Source organism: Natronosalvus rutilus (assembly GCF_024204665.1).
Classification (GTDB): Archaea; Halobacteriota; Halobacteria; order Halobacteriales; family Natrialbaceae; genus Natronosalvus; species Natronosalvus rutilus.
On the sequence record NZ_CP100355.1, the window covers coordinates 2572335 to 2586127 of the forward strand.

Sequence of the window (13793 nt, forward strand, 5' to 3'; positions counted from 1 at the left end):
GCCTGATCCGGCTTTCCCGACGGGCGCGAGAGAACTCGTCGGCAACCGGTGGTGTACGAAATCGACGAGGGACAATCGATCGCGACGGGTCGTCGAGGACATCATCTACAGTGAGAGTAACGGATACCAGGCCCCGCAAACTCACTTCTCTCAGCGGTGTGTAACCCGAATCGGGTACTTACAGTGTGCGCCCGGTGACGTTCGCGTCGGTTCCGCTACCTCGATCGTAGCGAGCGGGTATTCTCGAAGAAGTGGGAAACCCGCAACTACAACCGTCATCGAATGCGATCTTTCCGGAGAGCCCGAGTTTCGGGCAGTCCGTACTTTCTCGAAGCCGAAAAATCGGCTCCTGCCAGGTCAGTCCTTTTTTGGCTCGAAGCCGGAGTCGAGTCATGACGACCCACGTGAGCGTCGAGCAGGTTAGGTGGTGGCTCGACGAGAACGCCATCCAGGACGTTACGCCTCACTCTCAGGAGGAAACGGAGTTCAACCTGCAGGTGACCCTCTCACGCCTGCCGATTCACCTCATCCAGGAGGAGAAGCGGGGTCCGATTCGAGTCGTCGGGCGTAGCGCGTTCGACACCGAACGGGCAAAGCGACTCATCCGTGAAGAGGAGTCGCGCACAGAGCTACTGGCCCAAATCGGGCCGGTACTTGCTGCGACGCCCGGGTTCTACACGTTCCTCGACGAGGAGGACCGCGCCTGTGAGCTTCGGAACGCCGAGGTGCTCCAGCTAGAGCACCGGATCTATCCCGGTGAGGCGACTCAACAATCGTTGATGGACAGCGTGATGGGAATCGCCACCGGGATGCGCTACGTCCAGAACGTGCTGGCGGCGACGCATCCCGGGCCATCAGTGGAATCCGATGAATCCACCGACGAGAGTTCCTCAGAATCGGCTACTCCCTCCACCGACGAAACGGACGCGGTCTGATTCCCTTCGATTTGCCAAAAATGCATCGGGCTATAAGCCTCTATCGTACTCACGACGCTCTCGATTGCAGATTCCGAAGCCTCCGGACGTGAAACGGAATGTCACGTACGGCGTTACGTCGTTCGCTTGCAGCGGAGCTACCGACTCGAGCAGGCGCTCCGTCGCCCGATACTCACGCGTCGCCGCCCACCGCCGGAAGCGTAACCGAAAACGTCGAGCCCTCGCCGGGCTCGGATTCGACCCGGATATCGCCGTCGTGGCGCTCCGCGATCCGCTTACAGACCGCGAGGCCGATGCCGGTTCCTGATACCTCGTCCTCGCTGTGGAGCCGCTGGAAAATGTCGAAGATACGTTCCGTCTCGTCCGGATCGATCCCGACCCCCTCGTCGCGAACCGAGACGACCCAGCGTTCGCCATCCCGTTCGGCCGTCACGTCGATTATTGGTGGTTCGTCGCCGCTGTACTCAATCGCGTTCGAGACGAGGTTCTGGAAGAGCTGACGAAGCTGGCTCGGATCGCCTTCGACGCGGGGGAGGTCGTCCACCTCGAGATCGGCGTCGCGCTCTCGAAGCTTGAGCTCGAGGTTTTTGCGAACGTCAGCGAAGACGTCGTCCAGGTCGACCGGTTCGAACGGTTCCCGCTGCGTCTCGACGCGCGAGTACTCGAGGAGCCCGTCGATCATCGCTCGCATTCGCTCCGCACCGTCCACGGCGTACTCGATGAACTCCTCGCCGTCCTCGTCGAGTTCGTCGGCGTAGCGACTCTCGATCAACTGGAGATAACTGGTGACCATTCGAAGCGGTTCCTGGAGGTCGTGGGAGGCGACGTACGCGAACTGCTCGAGTCGCTCGTTCGATCGCTCGAACTGTTCGTTCGTCTCCTCGAGTTGGTCCTGGACTCGCTCGAGGGCCCGATTCTGTCGCTCGAGTTCGAGGGCGTTCGTTTTGGCCCGGGCGGCGTAGGTTCCGATGCCGAACCCGGCGACGCAACTCAACGCGGTAAGAACGGCGAGCGACCGCTGAGGGTCTTCGAGCGCCATGTCCGGTTGCGCGTGATAGATCCCCAGAATACCGAGCATTCCGCCGATTCCGAGAAGCGACCACCGCGCGACGGACGAGTAGAATCGACGGTCGATGGACGACTTCGGGAGACGATACCCGCCGACGAAGACGACGAGGCCTGACCCGGCGATAAACGAGAAGACGACGAACGCGGATCCGAGCGACGTTCCCTCGGACACCACCGTGACGAAGTACCCAGCGCCGACCAAGACGTACAGGAGACCGAGTCCCATCACCGCGTATCGTCCAATTACTTCTCCACGTAGACGAGATGACGTCGACATCGTAATGCACTGGCGTTGGGCACGGTATCAGTTAACGATGTATGTCGATCGTTCGACCGGTCCGTCGTGAACGCCCGACATGGAGGCGGTAAAACGGAGTAACCTATCTCCGAACAAGATAGTTCTCGAACGATGGTAGCGGGAACACCTACCGCTAACAGAACCCGTCTATATGCGGTTGTGGTGAATGTCGATGATGACGACAGTCGCCGAACTCGAGGTCCCCGCCGGCCACTTCGCTGCAGCGACCGCGTTCGAGCGTATCCCGTCGCTCGAGTTCCAGTTCGCAGGGGTGGTCGGGGAGGGCCCGCCACTCGTGTGGGTGTCGGGGGCGAGTCGCAACGAGATTCAGGAGGCGCTCGAGGCGGATCCGACGCTGTCGGTGCTCGCCAGTCTGACTGACGCCAGCCGCGAACGCTGGCTCTTTCGCCTCGAGTTCGACGCGCCGATCACGCAGTTCCAGGAAGTGATCGCCGATCACGGCGGAGCCATCCTCGAGACGACCGGCGAAGATCACCACTGGACGATCGAACTGCTCTTTCACGATCGAGAGTCGCTATCGGCCGCGCACGACGAACTGCTGGACCAAGAGTTCTCCGTCTCGGTGCGTCGCATGACGGAACTGGACGGCGACCTCAGCGAGGAGACGCCGCTCACGGAGACCCAGTACGAGACGATCGTCACAGCGCACGAACTGGGATACTTCGACGTGCCGCGAAAGGTGACCCTGAAAGAACTCGCGGACGAACTCGGTATCTCTCACCAGGCGCTATCGGAACGATTGCGGCGAAGCCACGCGGCGCTCGTGAGTGCCAAGCTAGCCGATGGAGACCAGCAGAAAGTCGATCTCTGACTGAGGACCACTCGACTATTTTCGTGTGGGTCGTGCACTTCGCTCGAGTAACGCGACACTCGAGATGCACGCGGTGAGTGACTACCACCGAATACGTCGGTCAACGCGGGGTTTGATCGACGGATCGCGGACGTCAGGGTCCGGTGGAGGTATCCTGTTTCGAGAACCGCCAGAGGTGCCCGTCTCGAGTACCGCCTGTGATCAACCGAATAGTTCTACACCGACGGACCCATATCATTCTGACAATCGTTTATTTTATGTGAGAATTATACCCAATACGTGCCTAAAAATATGATAGTATTGCCAAATTTGCTTATTAGGTCGAGTTTATGATGGAATCTGGCCAATAGTAGATCGTCGACGGGATCCCCCGCCGACTGAGGAATCGACACATCAACGATCCCTGTGAGTGTAAGTGGCTCACGAACGTCCGTTCGGGTGCCAGGTGACACTGTACTGTGTCATGGTGGATCACTCATGCTCAAGTCGGCCACGCGTTTGCGACCATTCGTGGCTGTGTGGTCGCTGACGTGGTCGTCTTCTACAACCGCCTCTACTGTCGTCGACCGGCGTGTGACGTCGACCCGGATACTGTACGGATTTCTATAGGAATTATCTGGCTGAAGGTGAAAGACCGTACTATGTGGAGTCCCTCACAGAATGGAGATCGGCCAGTTCGCGTCTCGAGCGTGAATTCCAGAACGGAACAAATACGGAGAAAACGATGGTAGACGTCGCCCTCTCGGTTGGTCAAATCCTCGTCGCGTTCGTCCTGGTCTTCCTGAACGGCTTTTTCGTCGCCGCGGAGTTCGCGTACGTTCGGATTCGAGCGACGGCCGTCGACGCGCTCGTCGAGGAAGGGCGCTCGGGGGCGACCATCCTGGAGGACGCGATGGACAACCTCGACGATTACCTCGCCGTGACCCAGCTCGGCATCACCATTTCCTCGCTCGGTCTCGGCTGGATCGGCGAACCCGCCGTTGCAGCCCTGCTCGAGCCAGTACTGGTGTCCGTCTTGCCTGAAGGGGTGATCCACCTCGTCGCCTTCGCCGTCGGATTCAGTATCATCACCTTCCTGCACGTCGTCTTCGGCGAACTGGCCCCGAAGACGATCGCGATCGCCGAAGCGGAGCGTGTGGCGTTGATCGTCGCCCGACCGATGAAGCTCTTCTATTACGTGTTTATCCCCGGGCTCGTCGTCTTCAACGGGACGGCGAATTTCTTCACGCGGCTCATCGGTATTCCGCCGGCCTCCGAGAACGAGGAGGTGCTGACTCAGGAGGAGATCCTCGCCGTGCTGTCGACGGCTGGCCGAAAGGGCAACATCGAGATGGCCGAAGTCGAAATAATCGAGCGCGTGTTCGACCTCGACGAACTCTCGGTCCAGGCGGTCATGGTTCCCCGGCCGGACGTGATCACCATCTCCGCGGACGCACCGCTTCCGGCCGTTCGGTCCAGAATCGTCGAGGAAGGCCACACTCGCTACCCGGTCATCGACCCCGACACCGACGATCAGATCGAGGGATTCCTCGACGCCAAAGACGTCCTCCAGGCTACACACGAAAATCCCGACGCCGATGCGCTGACAGCCGGCGACATCGCCCGTGAGATGCTCGTCTATCCGGAGACCGGTTCAGTCACCGACCTCCTCGAGCAGATCCAGCGCGAACGAAAGCAAATGGTCGCCATCGTCGACGAGTGGGGCGTGTTCGAGGGTATCGTGACCGTCGAGGACGTCGTCGAAGAACTCGTCGGCGACATTCGCGACGACTTCGACGCGGCCACGAGCGAGCCGGAGATCGACCGGCGAGCGGACGGCAGCTACGTCGTCGACGGCGGAGTCACGGTCTCGAGGCTCAACGAGACGCTCGAGACCGCGTTCGAGGCCGACGGCGTCGAGACCGTCGGTGGATTGATCCTGTCTCGAGCGGGTCGCGTCCCGGACGTCGGTGACGAGTTCGAGATCGACGCGTACGAGTTCACCGTTGCAGCGGTCGACGGGGCACGTATCTCGCAAGTCCAGGTCCGGGACGTGGAAGAAGGGACCGCCGACCCCGCAGAAGGTTCGAGTCTCGAGTGACTGGGGGCATGCGGTTTTGAACGAGTGAGAATTCACCCGAATCGGTCGACCGCACGTCGATGCCAGTTTCGATCGGGCCGGGCCGTCTCGAATCGGTAGTGAGGGCGCGTTATCGGGTCGCAAAGTCTCAGGTCGATACTCGGAGGGGATTACCGATTCTTCTCGAGCCAGCCGACGGCGAAGTCGACCATTGCTCGCTGGGGAATCAGCCGCGCGTCGGCGGCGCCGACCGATCCGCGTCGGACGCTCGAGTCGTGTTCGTCCTCGAACGCATTGCCGAGGGTCGCGAAGTCGCTGGTGTCGGTTTCGATGTCCTGGTAGGTGACTGACGCCGGCTCGCCATCCTCGAGGACGGTGGCGACGTTGTCGGTCCTCGACGGATCGATGTCCGCCCGGTACTCGGCGAGGTGGAGGGAGGTGTTGGCGCCGTGATCGACCCCTAACAGAAGGATCGAGCCGGCGCGGTCGTAGACGCCGGCCAGCGGCGAACGCTCCCCCAGACCGTCGTCGAACGCGTGGTCGGCGACGATGGATTCAGCGTCGGCGCCCCAGGCTGCGAACGAGACGCTCGGGTGCTGGCTCCGATAGACGTCGGGATACGATCGAAAACACTCCGGAACGGTGCCGACGCCGCGTGTCGGCGTGGTCGCCGGTCGGTAGGGCGGTCGCTCCCGCCGGATCGTGTCGATCCAGTCGTCGGGAACGGGTGGATTCGACCAGACGGCCGGATTGCTGTACTGTCCGGAGTGGGTCGGCATGACGAGCGTCCCCGCCTCGGTTACGGCGGCCATGAGCGCGTCGACGACGGTCTGGGCGTCCACGCAGACCCACCCGAGGGAACTGAGCGAAGAGTGGACGAGCACCGTATCACCCGCCGTCAGCCCGAGCGCCCAGAGGTCGTCGACGAGCGACGACACTGTCACGGGCTCGTTCACTGCTTCGATCGCATCTCGTTCGGACATGATTCGTCTCACACACAGGAATCATTTGAGTGTTCGGACGCGATCCAGAGCTGAGAGCACGATCTAGCAGGGCTCGATAGTTCGCTATACATCCAGGAGTTTAATACTATAGATTGCGTAGCGTCTGCATGGCCGATCCAGATACCATCACGGACGCGCTCGAAGCGATCCTCGACGTTCCAGCGACCGAGTCCCTCGAGTCGGCGACTGACGTAGAAGTGGCGACCGACGTGGGAGGAGTGAGCGACACGGAAGGACCGACCGACGAGACGACGACGGACGATTCGCCGGCGAAACGGGACGTTCTCACGCTCCTGGAGCGCCGACACGCCCTCTCGATACTACGGGCGATAACGACTGCGGGCGGCCCGAGTCGCTTCTCCGAACTCGAGGACGTGGTCCCGGCCTCTCCCAACACCCTCTCTGCACGCCTCTCCGAGTTCGTCGAGGCCGGCTTGCTCGAGCGAACCGCCTACGACGAGGTTCCTCCGCGCGTAGAGTACGAACCGACCGACGCCGGAGCGACGCTCGCCCCGTTGTTCGTCTACCTCCGCCTGTGGGAGAGTCGGTACGGCGACGAACTCGAGGCCTGAAGGGGGCCGGAAACTCGAGGATTGAACGAGACCCCGGGACCGTGAAGACTGAAACCGCCGCGGGGAAAGGAACTTCTTTGAGGCGGCCGCCGGTACGGTCCGGTATGGAAGGCACGGCCGTTACCGTCGAGTCCGTCACCGAAGTGGGACCGTCGACCGTCGCACTCGAGCTCGCGACGCCCGAAGATTTCGAGGCGCTCCCCGGCCAGTTCGTCCTCCTTCGAGCGGCGCCCGAGGGCGAGGAAGTCGCACGCCACTACACCCTTTCGTCGCCGACGGTCGAGGAGACGTTCGAGATCACCGTCGGCGTCGACCCCGACGGCGAACTCGCGCCGTGGCTCGCCTCCCTCGAGGGCGGCGAAACGGTTCACGTGGAGGGCCCGTTCGGAACGATCGCCTACGAGGACGACGGTGACGTCGTGGCGATCGCCGGCGGACCCGGCATCGGCCCCGCGGTCGCCATCGCCGAGGCTGCCCAGAGGGCTGGCCACGACGCGGCCGTCATCTACCAGGACGACGAACCGGCCCACACCGAGCGACTCGAGGCACTTTCTGAAGCGGGGGCGGCCGTCACGGTACTCGAGGCGGACGACGACGAGGGTCTCGAGTCGGCCGTCGACGCCCACCTCGAGGACGGACAGTGCTACGTCTTCGGGTTCGCCGACTTCGTCGACCAAGTCGCCGAGACGATCGAGGCGGCAGGCGGGGATCCGGACGAGGCGCGCATCGAAAACTTCGGGTAGGCCGGTTTTCGCGGCTCTCGTAGGTTTGCGTGAATTCTCGACTCGAGTTACGCCGACTCGCTGATCGTCGCACTCTCTTCGAACGCGGACCGGCAGGACGGACAGCAGAAGTGGTAGCGGTCGTCGTCCGTGGTGATCGAGACGCCGTCGTCCGTCACCCGATTCGAACACTCGTCGCACGTAAAGGCGAGATTGGACGAGGCGATCGACGGGGACCAGTGGCGGTCCTCGAGCAGGTGAACCCGGTAGCTGTCGAGAGACTCGAGGTCGACCGCGCCGGCGAGCACCGCTCGTATCCGTGCCTGGGAGACGGTGGCGGTCGCGAGCACTCGGCCGTCCGCCGTCACGAAGACGTGTTCGATCGCCTCGAGCGAGGCCAGGCGGTCGGCGATCCGATCGTCTGCGTCCGGCGAGAGTGTGCAGTCGATTAGAACCTCAGTTCCCGCAGAGACGGTCGATCGGTCGACGTCGACGGTAAAGCCATCTATCACGCCGATATCGACGAGCCGGTCGACTCGGTTGGACACAGTCGGTGCGGAAACGTCGATCCGCTCGGCGATTTCGCTGTAGGGCTGGCGGGCATCCGCGACGAGGTGGTGGAGGATCTCGATGTCGATTTTATCCAGGGTTCGCATACCCATAAATTGCAGATGACTGTATTGCAATTTTTGAATTCTGCAGAAGCATCATAGATATCCATGCGGAAATGATACACCAGGCTCAGGCAAAGACGGCGTCCTCTCGCGACTCGAGGACGCTCTTTCGATTGCTCGAGGAGAGGTCATCGACGATAGAAGTGATCGCGAAGATGCGGTAGACGGCATATTTCTCCCGATCGTCAGCAGTATCGAGGAATCGGTGCAGTTCGTTAGTGTCGAGTCCGACGTCCACTCCTTTGATTCGGTCGACTTGTTGTCGGATACAGTCGATAGTGTCGGCGTCGATGTTCGATTCGGTCTCGAGGTCGTTGACGGCTTTGATGATCGGCTTGAGGACCTCCAGAACGGCGGGATGTCGCGAGAGTACGTCGTCGAGGAGGGCCGCTGCGGCGTGGCGTCTTGAACTGACCGGAGCACCGTAGACAGCGTGGGTTCGACTCGCCGCTTTCGGCGACAGCGCCTCGAGGAACGAGCGGTAGAGGTTATACCGTCGTTTCTGTTCTGGCGGACAGTTCATCGCATAGCGGAAGAACGGAAGGGAGTAAAATGGGGTATCGCTCCAGAAGAACAGTCGGTTTCGGTCTTCGCCCTCGAAGAGGAAGTTCGCGGCTCGTTCGTAGAGCAAAAAGTGGGTGTAGAGGCCGTCGACAGTCGTTTCGGGGTAGGTGCGGACGTGCTCTCGAATGCTCTGTCTGATCGCGTCCTCAGAGACGCGAGTGATTCGAGACACCTGATCGATGTCCAGGATGGAGTTTTCCTCGACGATGTAATCTACGAGGGCGCCTCTGCGAACCGAACCCGTGGGAGTCAGGTCCGGGAGCACCTTGTCGCCGCCGTCGCCCGTGATGTAGGCCATCGACGCCCCATAGTCAGCTTCGAGATGGCGCAAGAAGGTGAGGACGAAGGACGTCATGAGGCCGATGTGGCCGTTTTTCGTCTTCACGAGCGTGTCGAGGTCTGCCCCACGGGGCTGGCCGACATCGTACGTTCGCCAGTCAACTTCGAAGTCCGCGGCTAGCTCCTGAGCGATGTCGACGTCAGAGACGGGGACGTACTCGGGAGACTCCATCGTCGCCGCCTCGACCGGACAACCCGCGGCGTGGTAGCCAGCGAGTACCGACCGCGAGTCGAGGCCGCCGCTCAACGAGATGAGATCCGTGTCGAAGTGACCTGCACGACGCTCACACGCCCGAACGAACCGGGTCGCCAGCTGAGTAGCGTTCTGTTCTCGACTCCGGTGGGCATGCGTCGGGTCGTCGAAGGAGAACGTGTACACCGACTGCGTGCTCGTTTCGACGGTATCGGTTCGGACGCGAACGAGCGACCCCGGCCGGAGTCGACGCACGTTCTCGACGAGCGTTCGGTCCCCCAGGGAGTAGCCGAAGAGGAGACACTGCGCGGCCCCCAGGCGGTCGAACTCCACGTCGACGGACTCAAGGACGTATCGCAGTTCTCTCGAGAAGACCATGGACTCCTCGTCGGCATAGAAGTACGTGGGTAGCCGACCGAGAACGTCGTTGCAGAGGGCCAGTTCGCCAGTTGCGGTGTCGAGGACGGTCAGCACGAACGCGCCGTCGACCGACAGCAGCCAGTCGAGAAGCGATTTGAACCCGTCGTCAGTATCGGCGTCGGCGCTCTCGTCTTCGAACAACAACGGCGCAACCCGTTCGAGTTCCTCGCGACGTTTCTCATTGGGCACGTTGTACAGTTTCCCCTCGAATCGAATTCGATATCGTCCGCGTTCGAAGCTGTCGATGGGGTACTCGGGATACGCCGTGTGTCCCAACTGGACGACGCCCTCGTCGTAGGTAACGGTCGCCTTGAGCCGATCGGTGTGACGGAGCGACTCGAGCGACGCCGCGAACGGTTCCTCGTCTGAGCGCCCAATTCGGCCGGTGAGCCCTACCATAGGTCAGAAATCCAGACAACCACATATGGTTATTCGTTGGATGGAGACTGGTAGGCGTTCGTTACTGTCCTCCAGCCTGTCGCGTCCCCGGCCGTCGAGCGTCGAACGCATACCGTTAAGCGCCTCCTGGCGAATGCTCGAAGCATGCAGGTAGACGATGCAGGCGACGTCGTTCGGATCACGTTCGATCGGCCTGACGTGCTCAACGCCTTCTCGACGGAGACGGCCGAGACGCTCGCCGATGCGATAGCCGACGTGTCGCCGGCCGATCACCACGCCGTCGTCCTGACGGGCGAGGGAACGGCGTTCAGCGCCGGTGGCGACATTCAGGCGATGGCCGAGCGGCGAGAGGGGCCACAGGAGGCGTTCGACCGGATCACCGAGACGTTCGGCCGGGTCGTCGAGGAGATGCTCGAGTGTCCGGTGCCCACCGTCGCGAAGGTCAACGGCGACGCCGTCGGCGCCGGCCTGGCGATCGTCGCCCTCTCGGACTTCGCGTACGCTTCCCAGGACGCGACGTTCTCGTGTGCGTTCGTGCGCGTCGGGCTGATTCCCGACACCGGAGGGACGTTCCTCCTGCCGAAACTCGTCGGGTTGCGAACGGCGAAGGAACTCGCGTTCACTGGAAAATTCTTCGATGCCGAGGAGGCCGCCGACCTCGACCTGATCAACGAATCCGTCGACCCCGACGACCTCGAGGAGCGCGTCGAGGAAACGGTCGACCGACTCGGTCGCCGACCGACCGAAACCATCGCGCTGATGAAGCGGGCGATGCACGAGAACCTCGGTCGCCACTGGGGTGAGGCCCTCGAGTACGAGAACCTGTTACAGGTACAGGCGTACACCTCCGATTCCCACGAGGAGGGCGTATCGGCGTTTCTCGAGAGGAGAGAGCCGGATTTCGACTGACCTTCTCGAGTGCCTGCAGCGGCAGGCAGCAGACCCTTCATCAATTTCGTGGACTGTTCGAGTGCAATGGCACGAAACCTGACAGAGGACGACATCGGCAAGACAGTGGTCAACGCGAACGGCGAAACGATCGGCATGGTTTCCGCCATGCAACACGGCACGGCCCACGTCGAACCCGACCCGGGAATGACGGACACGATCAAGGCGAAACTCGGCTGGGGCGACACTAACGAGGACACCTACCCGCTCCAAGAGAACGCCATCGAGCGGGTCACCGACGACAAGATCCACCTCCGATCCGACCTCGGAACCACGACCGGAACAGGAACGGACCGAACGACCGACATCTGAACCGGCTCGAGCCGATCTCCGTTCGTTTTTCTCGTCGTCTCCAGAGTGTCAAGAGATAGCACGCGCATGCAAGGTCCACTTGCATCCGTGTGCCGCCCGTGGATTCGAGCGCTATGTCTGCACGATTTACGCCAGAGGACGTCGGCAAGCGCGTCATCAACGAACACGGTGACGACGTCGGTATGGTTACGGACGTCGAGGGATCCACCGCCTACGTCGAACCCGATCCGGGGATCACCGACAGCATCAAGGCCGCCCTCGGCTGGGGGTCGCCGAGCGACGAGGCGATCACGCTCAGGGAGTCCGACGTCTCCGACGTGACCAGCACGGAGGTTCACCTCCGAAGTCCGGGCGCGATGGGAGCCGGGGACGTGGGCGACTCGCGCGGTCACGAGACGGAGATGGGGTCGGGGATGGAGACGGGATCGAGAATGGAGGCGGAGCCGAAGACGGAGACCAGGACCGGTGCCGACGAACGAGAGCCGATCGAGGAGGAACCGGGGAGTCGAGAGACAGAACCGAACCGGTCGGAGCCGGATCGAACCCGCGGTATCGACGAAGGTCACGGCCGAGTCGACGAGGAGGACACGGCGAAAGTCTTCGAGGAGGACGAAGACCTGTTCGACGAGGGCGAAGGGGTCTTCGACGACGAGGAATCCGCGGTCGAACCCGACTCGAGGTCGAAGACGGCCGACCAGCACCACGGCGGCCTCGCGCGGAACCGCGACGACGAATCGGATCGTGAGCGAGGCGCAACCGAGCGAAGCGTGAACGATGCGGACGGTGACAGCGCCAGAAAACGGAAGGCGGAGGAGATGGATGCAGTTTCAGATCCCCAGGGCGATCTCAGTGAGGAAGAGGACGAGCGGCGACGCCGTGGAAAGCGACGGAGCACCGAAGACGAGGACGACGAGCGGATCATCTGAGAAAAGAGGCCTGAGGGCCGAGACTTGAGACCTGTGGCCTGGAATCAGAGGGATGAGGCTCGAGATTCGATCACTGAAACCAGCAACGACCGAACGGGGCAGAACCGGCGCCCTCCCCGGTTACTCTCGCCCGGAAAACGCCGCCAGATTCGACTGCACGCCGGCCGCGAGTTCCGACTTGCGCTGTAGCCGGTCGAGGGAGACCGGCAACTGCTGGGCGACCGTCGCGACGGCGTCGTGGAACGTCTCGGCAGTGCCGTACTCCCCGGCGAGGCCCGCACGGTTACCGTCCTCGAGACCGTTTGCGGCCCCCGGTGCGCTCTCGAACGCGTTCCGGACGCTCTCTCTGACCTGCCAGACCCCCACTGGCGCCCAGTAGTCGTCGCTCACCTCCCGAAGCACGAGGCACTTGGCCTGGCGACCGATCGACTCGAGGTGCTCGAGCACGCCCAGACGGGCGGCATAGTAGGCCCCCGCCGTCTCCTCGACGTAACTTGAGCGGCCCTGGTAGCCCTCCGAGGCGCTGGCCATCCAAATTCCGGCGCCCGGATCGGGGTTCCAGATGCTGCCCGGTGCCTTCATTTCGACGAGTTCGTACTCCCAGGTGCCGGGGGCGAGGATCACCCAGTAGCGGTTGCCGACGTACTCGTTGGCCCAGACCTGCACCTCGTCGATGCTCGGGGCGTTCCGGATCCGGCCACGGAGGTACTGGCCGACGGTGTCGTCGACGGCGGTGATCGACCACCGGGTCGGAACGAGTCGACGCTGGGCAGCCTCCCCGAGGGCCCCCGCCGAGAGGATCGAGTTGATCTCGTAGACGTCGAACCCGCGCCGGTAGAGGTAGGTCATCGCCCCCTGGGCCTGCCAGTCGTCGTCCTCGAGGGTCTTCTTGACGGGTCGGGGAACGTGCGGGTTCTCGGTCAGGTCCGCGGAGCGGGCCGCCGCCCTGGGACCCCGGGGGGTCGCCACGTCGGTGCCCGCGTCGAGGCCCAGGTCGGGCTTGCCCTCGAGACCGATCTCGAGGTCCACGGGACGGTCGGCGATTGCCACCTCACGCTGGACGCCGACGAAGCCGTCCCAGACGTCCTGGACGGAAGGGGCGAGTCGGCTGGCAATGCCCGGAGCGTCGACGTTGGCGCGCTTGTTCGAGTTCAGGAGGCCGGTCCGGCGCTGGAGGACATCGTCGATTCCGTATCCCTGCTGGTACCAGTTCCCGTCCGTGACGTAGGATTCGGCGTCGTCCTCGTCGCCGACCGGCGAGAGCACGCCGACGGGGATGTCGGGGTAGTTCGACCGCCCGACGAAGATTGAGGGGGCCGTCGATCCGACGAGGGTGTCACCCGAGAGCGCCCGCTCGAAGTTGCGCTCGAAGTCCTGGAGGTGGTCCGTGATGGCGTAGGACTTCTCCTTCGCGAGGCGCCGGCGCTCGGCCTCCTCGTCGGGCTCTAACTCCTCGATGTAGTCGTCGAGGCGCATTCACTCGAGGTAGGGGCGGCGAGGGTTTGAATGTTCGTCTCGCGGTCCCGAA

13 protein-coding genes are annotated in these 13793 nt (G+C 62.7%); 8 read left to right on the top strand and 5 right to left on the bottom strand.

What is annotated here, in order from left to right:
* The first annotated feature begins 392 nt into the window (after positions 1 to 392).
* On the top strand, positions 393 to 935 hold the full coding sequence (locus NGM29_RS12250; RefSeq protein WP_254156530.1) for a type III secretion system chaperone family protein: 543 nt from the start codon (positions 393 to 395) through the stop codon (positions 933 to 935).
* A gap of 172 nt (positions 936 to 1107) precedes the next feature.
* Here NGM29_RS12250 and NGM29_RS12255 read toward each other — a convergent pair whose 3' ends face one another.
* Positions 1108 to 2280 (bottom strand): sensor histidine kinase, encoded by a 1173-nt coding sequence (locus NGM29_RS12255; RefSeq protein WP_425499143.1) that lies wholly within the window; start codon positions 2278 to 2280, stop codon positions 1108 to 1110.
* Positions 2281 to 2476: 196 nt separating this feature from the next.
* Here NGM29_RS12255 and NGM29_RS12260 point away from each other — a divergent pair, with 196 nt between their 5' ends.
* Together NGM29_RS12260 and NGM29_RS12265 are read left to right on the top strand one after the other, a co-directional pair.
* Complete coding sequence (locus NGM29_RS12260) at positions 2477 to 3133, top strand: helix-turn-helix domain-containing protein (protein ID WP_254160546.1); 657 nt, start codon at positions 2477 to 2479, stop codon at positions 3131 to 3133.
* A gap of 724 nt (positions 3134 to 3857) precedes the next feature.
* Positions 3858 to 5213, top strand: coding sequence for a hemolysin family protein (locus tag NGM29_RS12265; RefSeq protein ID WP_254156533.1), 1356 nt, complete (start codon positions 3858 to 3860; stop codon positions 5211 to 5213).
* Positions 5214 to 5362: 149 nt separating this feature from the next.
* On the opposite strand, the gene NGM29_RS12270 is transcribed toward NGM29_RS12265, so the two are convergent.
* The gene (locus NGM29_RS12270; protein WP_254156535.1) at positions 5363 to 6175 is read right to left on the bottom strand and encodes an AAC(3) family N-acetyltransferase; all 813 of its coding nucleotides are present in this window, start codon (positions 6173 to 6175) and stop codon (positions 5363 to 5365) included.
* Between the two features lie 128 nt (positions 6176 to 6303).
* Between NGM29_RS12270 and NGM29_RS12275 the strand changes: the two genes are divergently transcribed.
* Positions 6304 to 6768: a winged helix-turn-helix transcriptional regulator gene (locus tag NGM29_RS12275; protein ID WP_254156537.1), complete on the top strand. Its 465-nt coding sequence runs from the start codon at positions 6304 to 6306 to the stop codon at positions 6766 to 6768.
* 104 nt (positions 6769 to 6872) lie between these two features.
* Positions 6873 to 7511: an FAD-dependent oxidoreductase gene (locus NGM29_RS12280; RefSeq protein ID WP_254156538.1), complete on the top strand. Its 639-nt coding sequence runs from the start codon at positions 6873 to 6875 to the stop codon at positions 7509 to 7511.
* Between the two features lie 47 nt (positions 7512 to 7558).
* Here NGM29_RS12280 and NGM29_RS12285 read toward each other — a convergent pair whose 3' ends face one another.
* Both NGM29_RS12285 and NGM29_RS12290 read right to left on the bottom strand, forming a co-directional pair.
* On the bottom strand, positions 7559 to 8146 hold the full coding sequence (locus NGM29_RS12285) for an AsnC family transcriptional regulator (protein WP_254156539.1): 588 nt from the start codon (positions 8144 to 8146) through the stop codon (positions 7559 to 7561).
* Between the two features lie 85 nt (positions 8147 to 8231).
* A complete protein-coding gene (locus NGM29_RS12290) occupies positions 8232 to 10079 on the bottom strand; it encodes an asparagine synthase-related protein (RefSeq protein WP_254156540.1) in 1848 nt (615 codons plus the stop codon).
* Between the two features lie 144 nt (positions 10080 to 10223).
* Here NGM29_RS12290 and NGM29_RS12295 point away from each other — a divergent pair, with 144 nt between their 5' ends.
* From NGM29_RS12295 to NGM29_RS12305, 3 genes are all read left to right on the top strand, one after another.
* The gene (locus NGM29_RS12295) at positions 10224 to 10988 is read left to right on the top strand and encodes an enoyl-CoA hydratase/isomerase family protein (RefSeq protein ID WP_254156541.1); all 765 of its coding nucleotides are present in this window, start codon (positions 10224 to 10226) and stop codon (positions 10986 to 10988) included.
* Between the two features lie 66 nt (positions 10989 to 11054).
* Positions 11055 to 11339, top strand: coding sequence for a hypothetical protein (locus NGM29_RS12300; protein ID WP_311136825.1), 285 nt, complete (start codon positions 11055 to 11057; stop codon positions 11337 to 11339).
* A gap of 113 nt (positions 11340 to 11452) precedes the next feature.
* Positions 11453 to 12265 carry a hypothetical protein gene (locus tag NGM29_RS12305; RefSeq protein WP_254156542.1) on the top strand — a complete coding sequence of 271 codons (813 nt, stop codon included), beginning with the start codon at positions 11453 to 11455 and terminating at the stop codon, positions 12263 to 12265.
* Positions 12266 to 12385: 120 nt separating this feature from the next.
* Here the strand turns inward: NGM29_RS12305 and nreA are convergent, their stop codons facing one another.
* Positions 12386 to 13741: a DNA repair protein NreA gene (gene nreA / locus NGM29_RS12310; RefSeq protein ID WP_254156543.1), complete on the bottom strand. Its 1356-nt coding sequence runs from the start codon at positions 13739 to 13741 to the stop codon at positions 12386 to 12388.
* Positions 13742 to 13793: the final 52 nt, after the last annotated feature.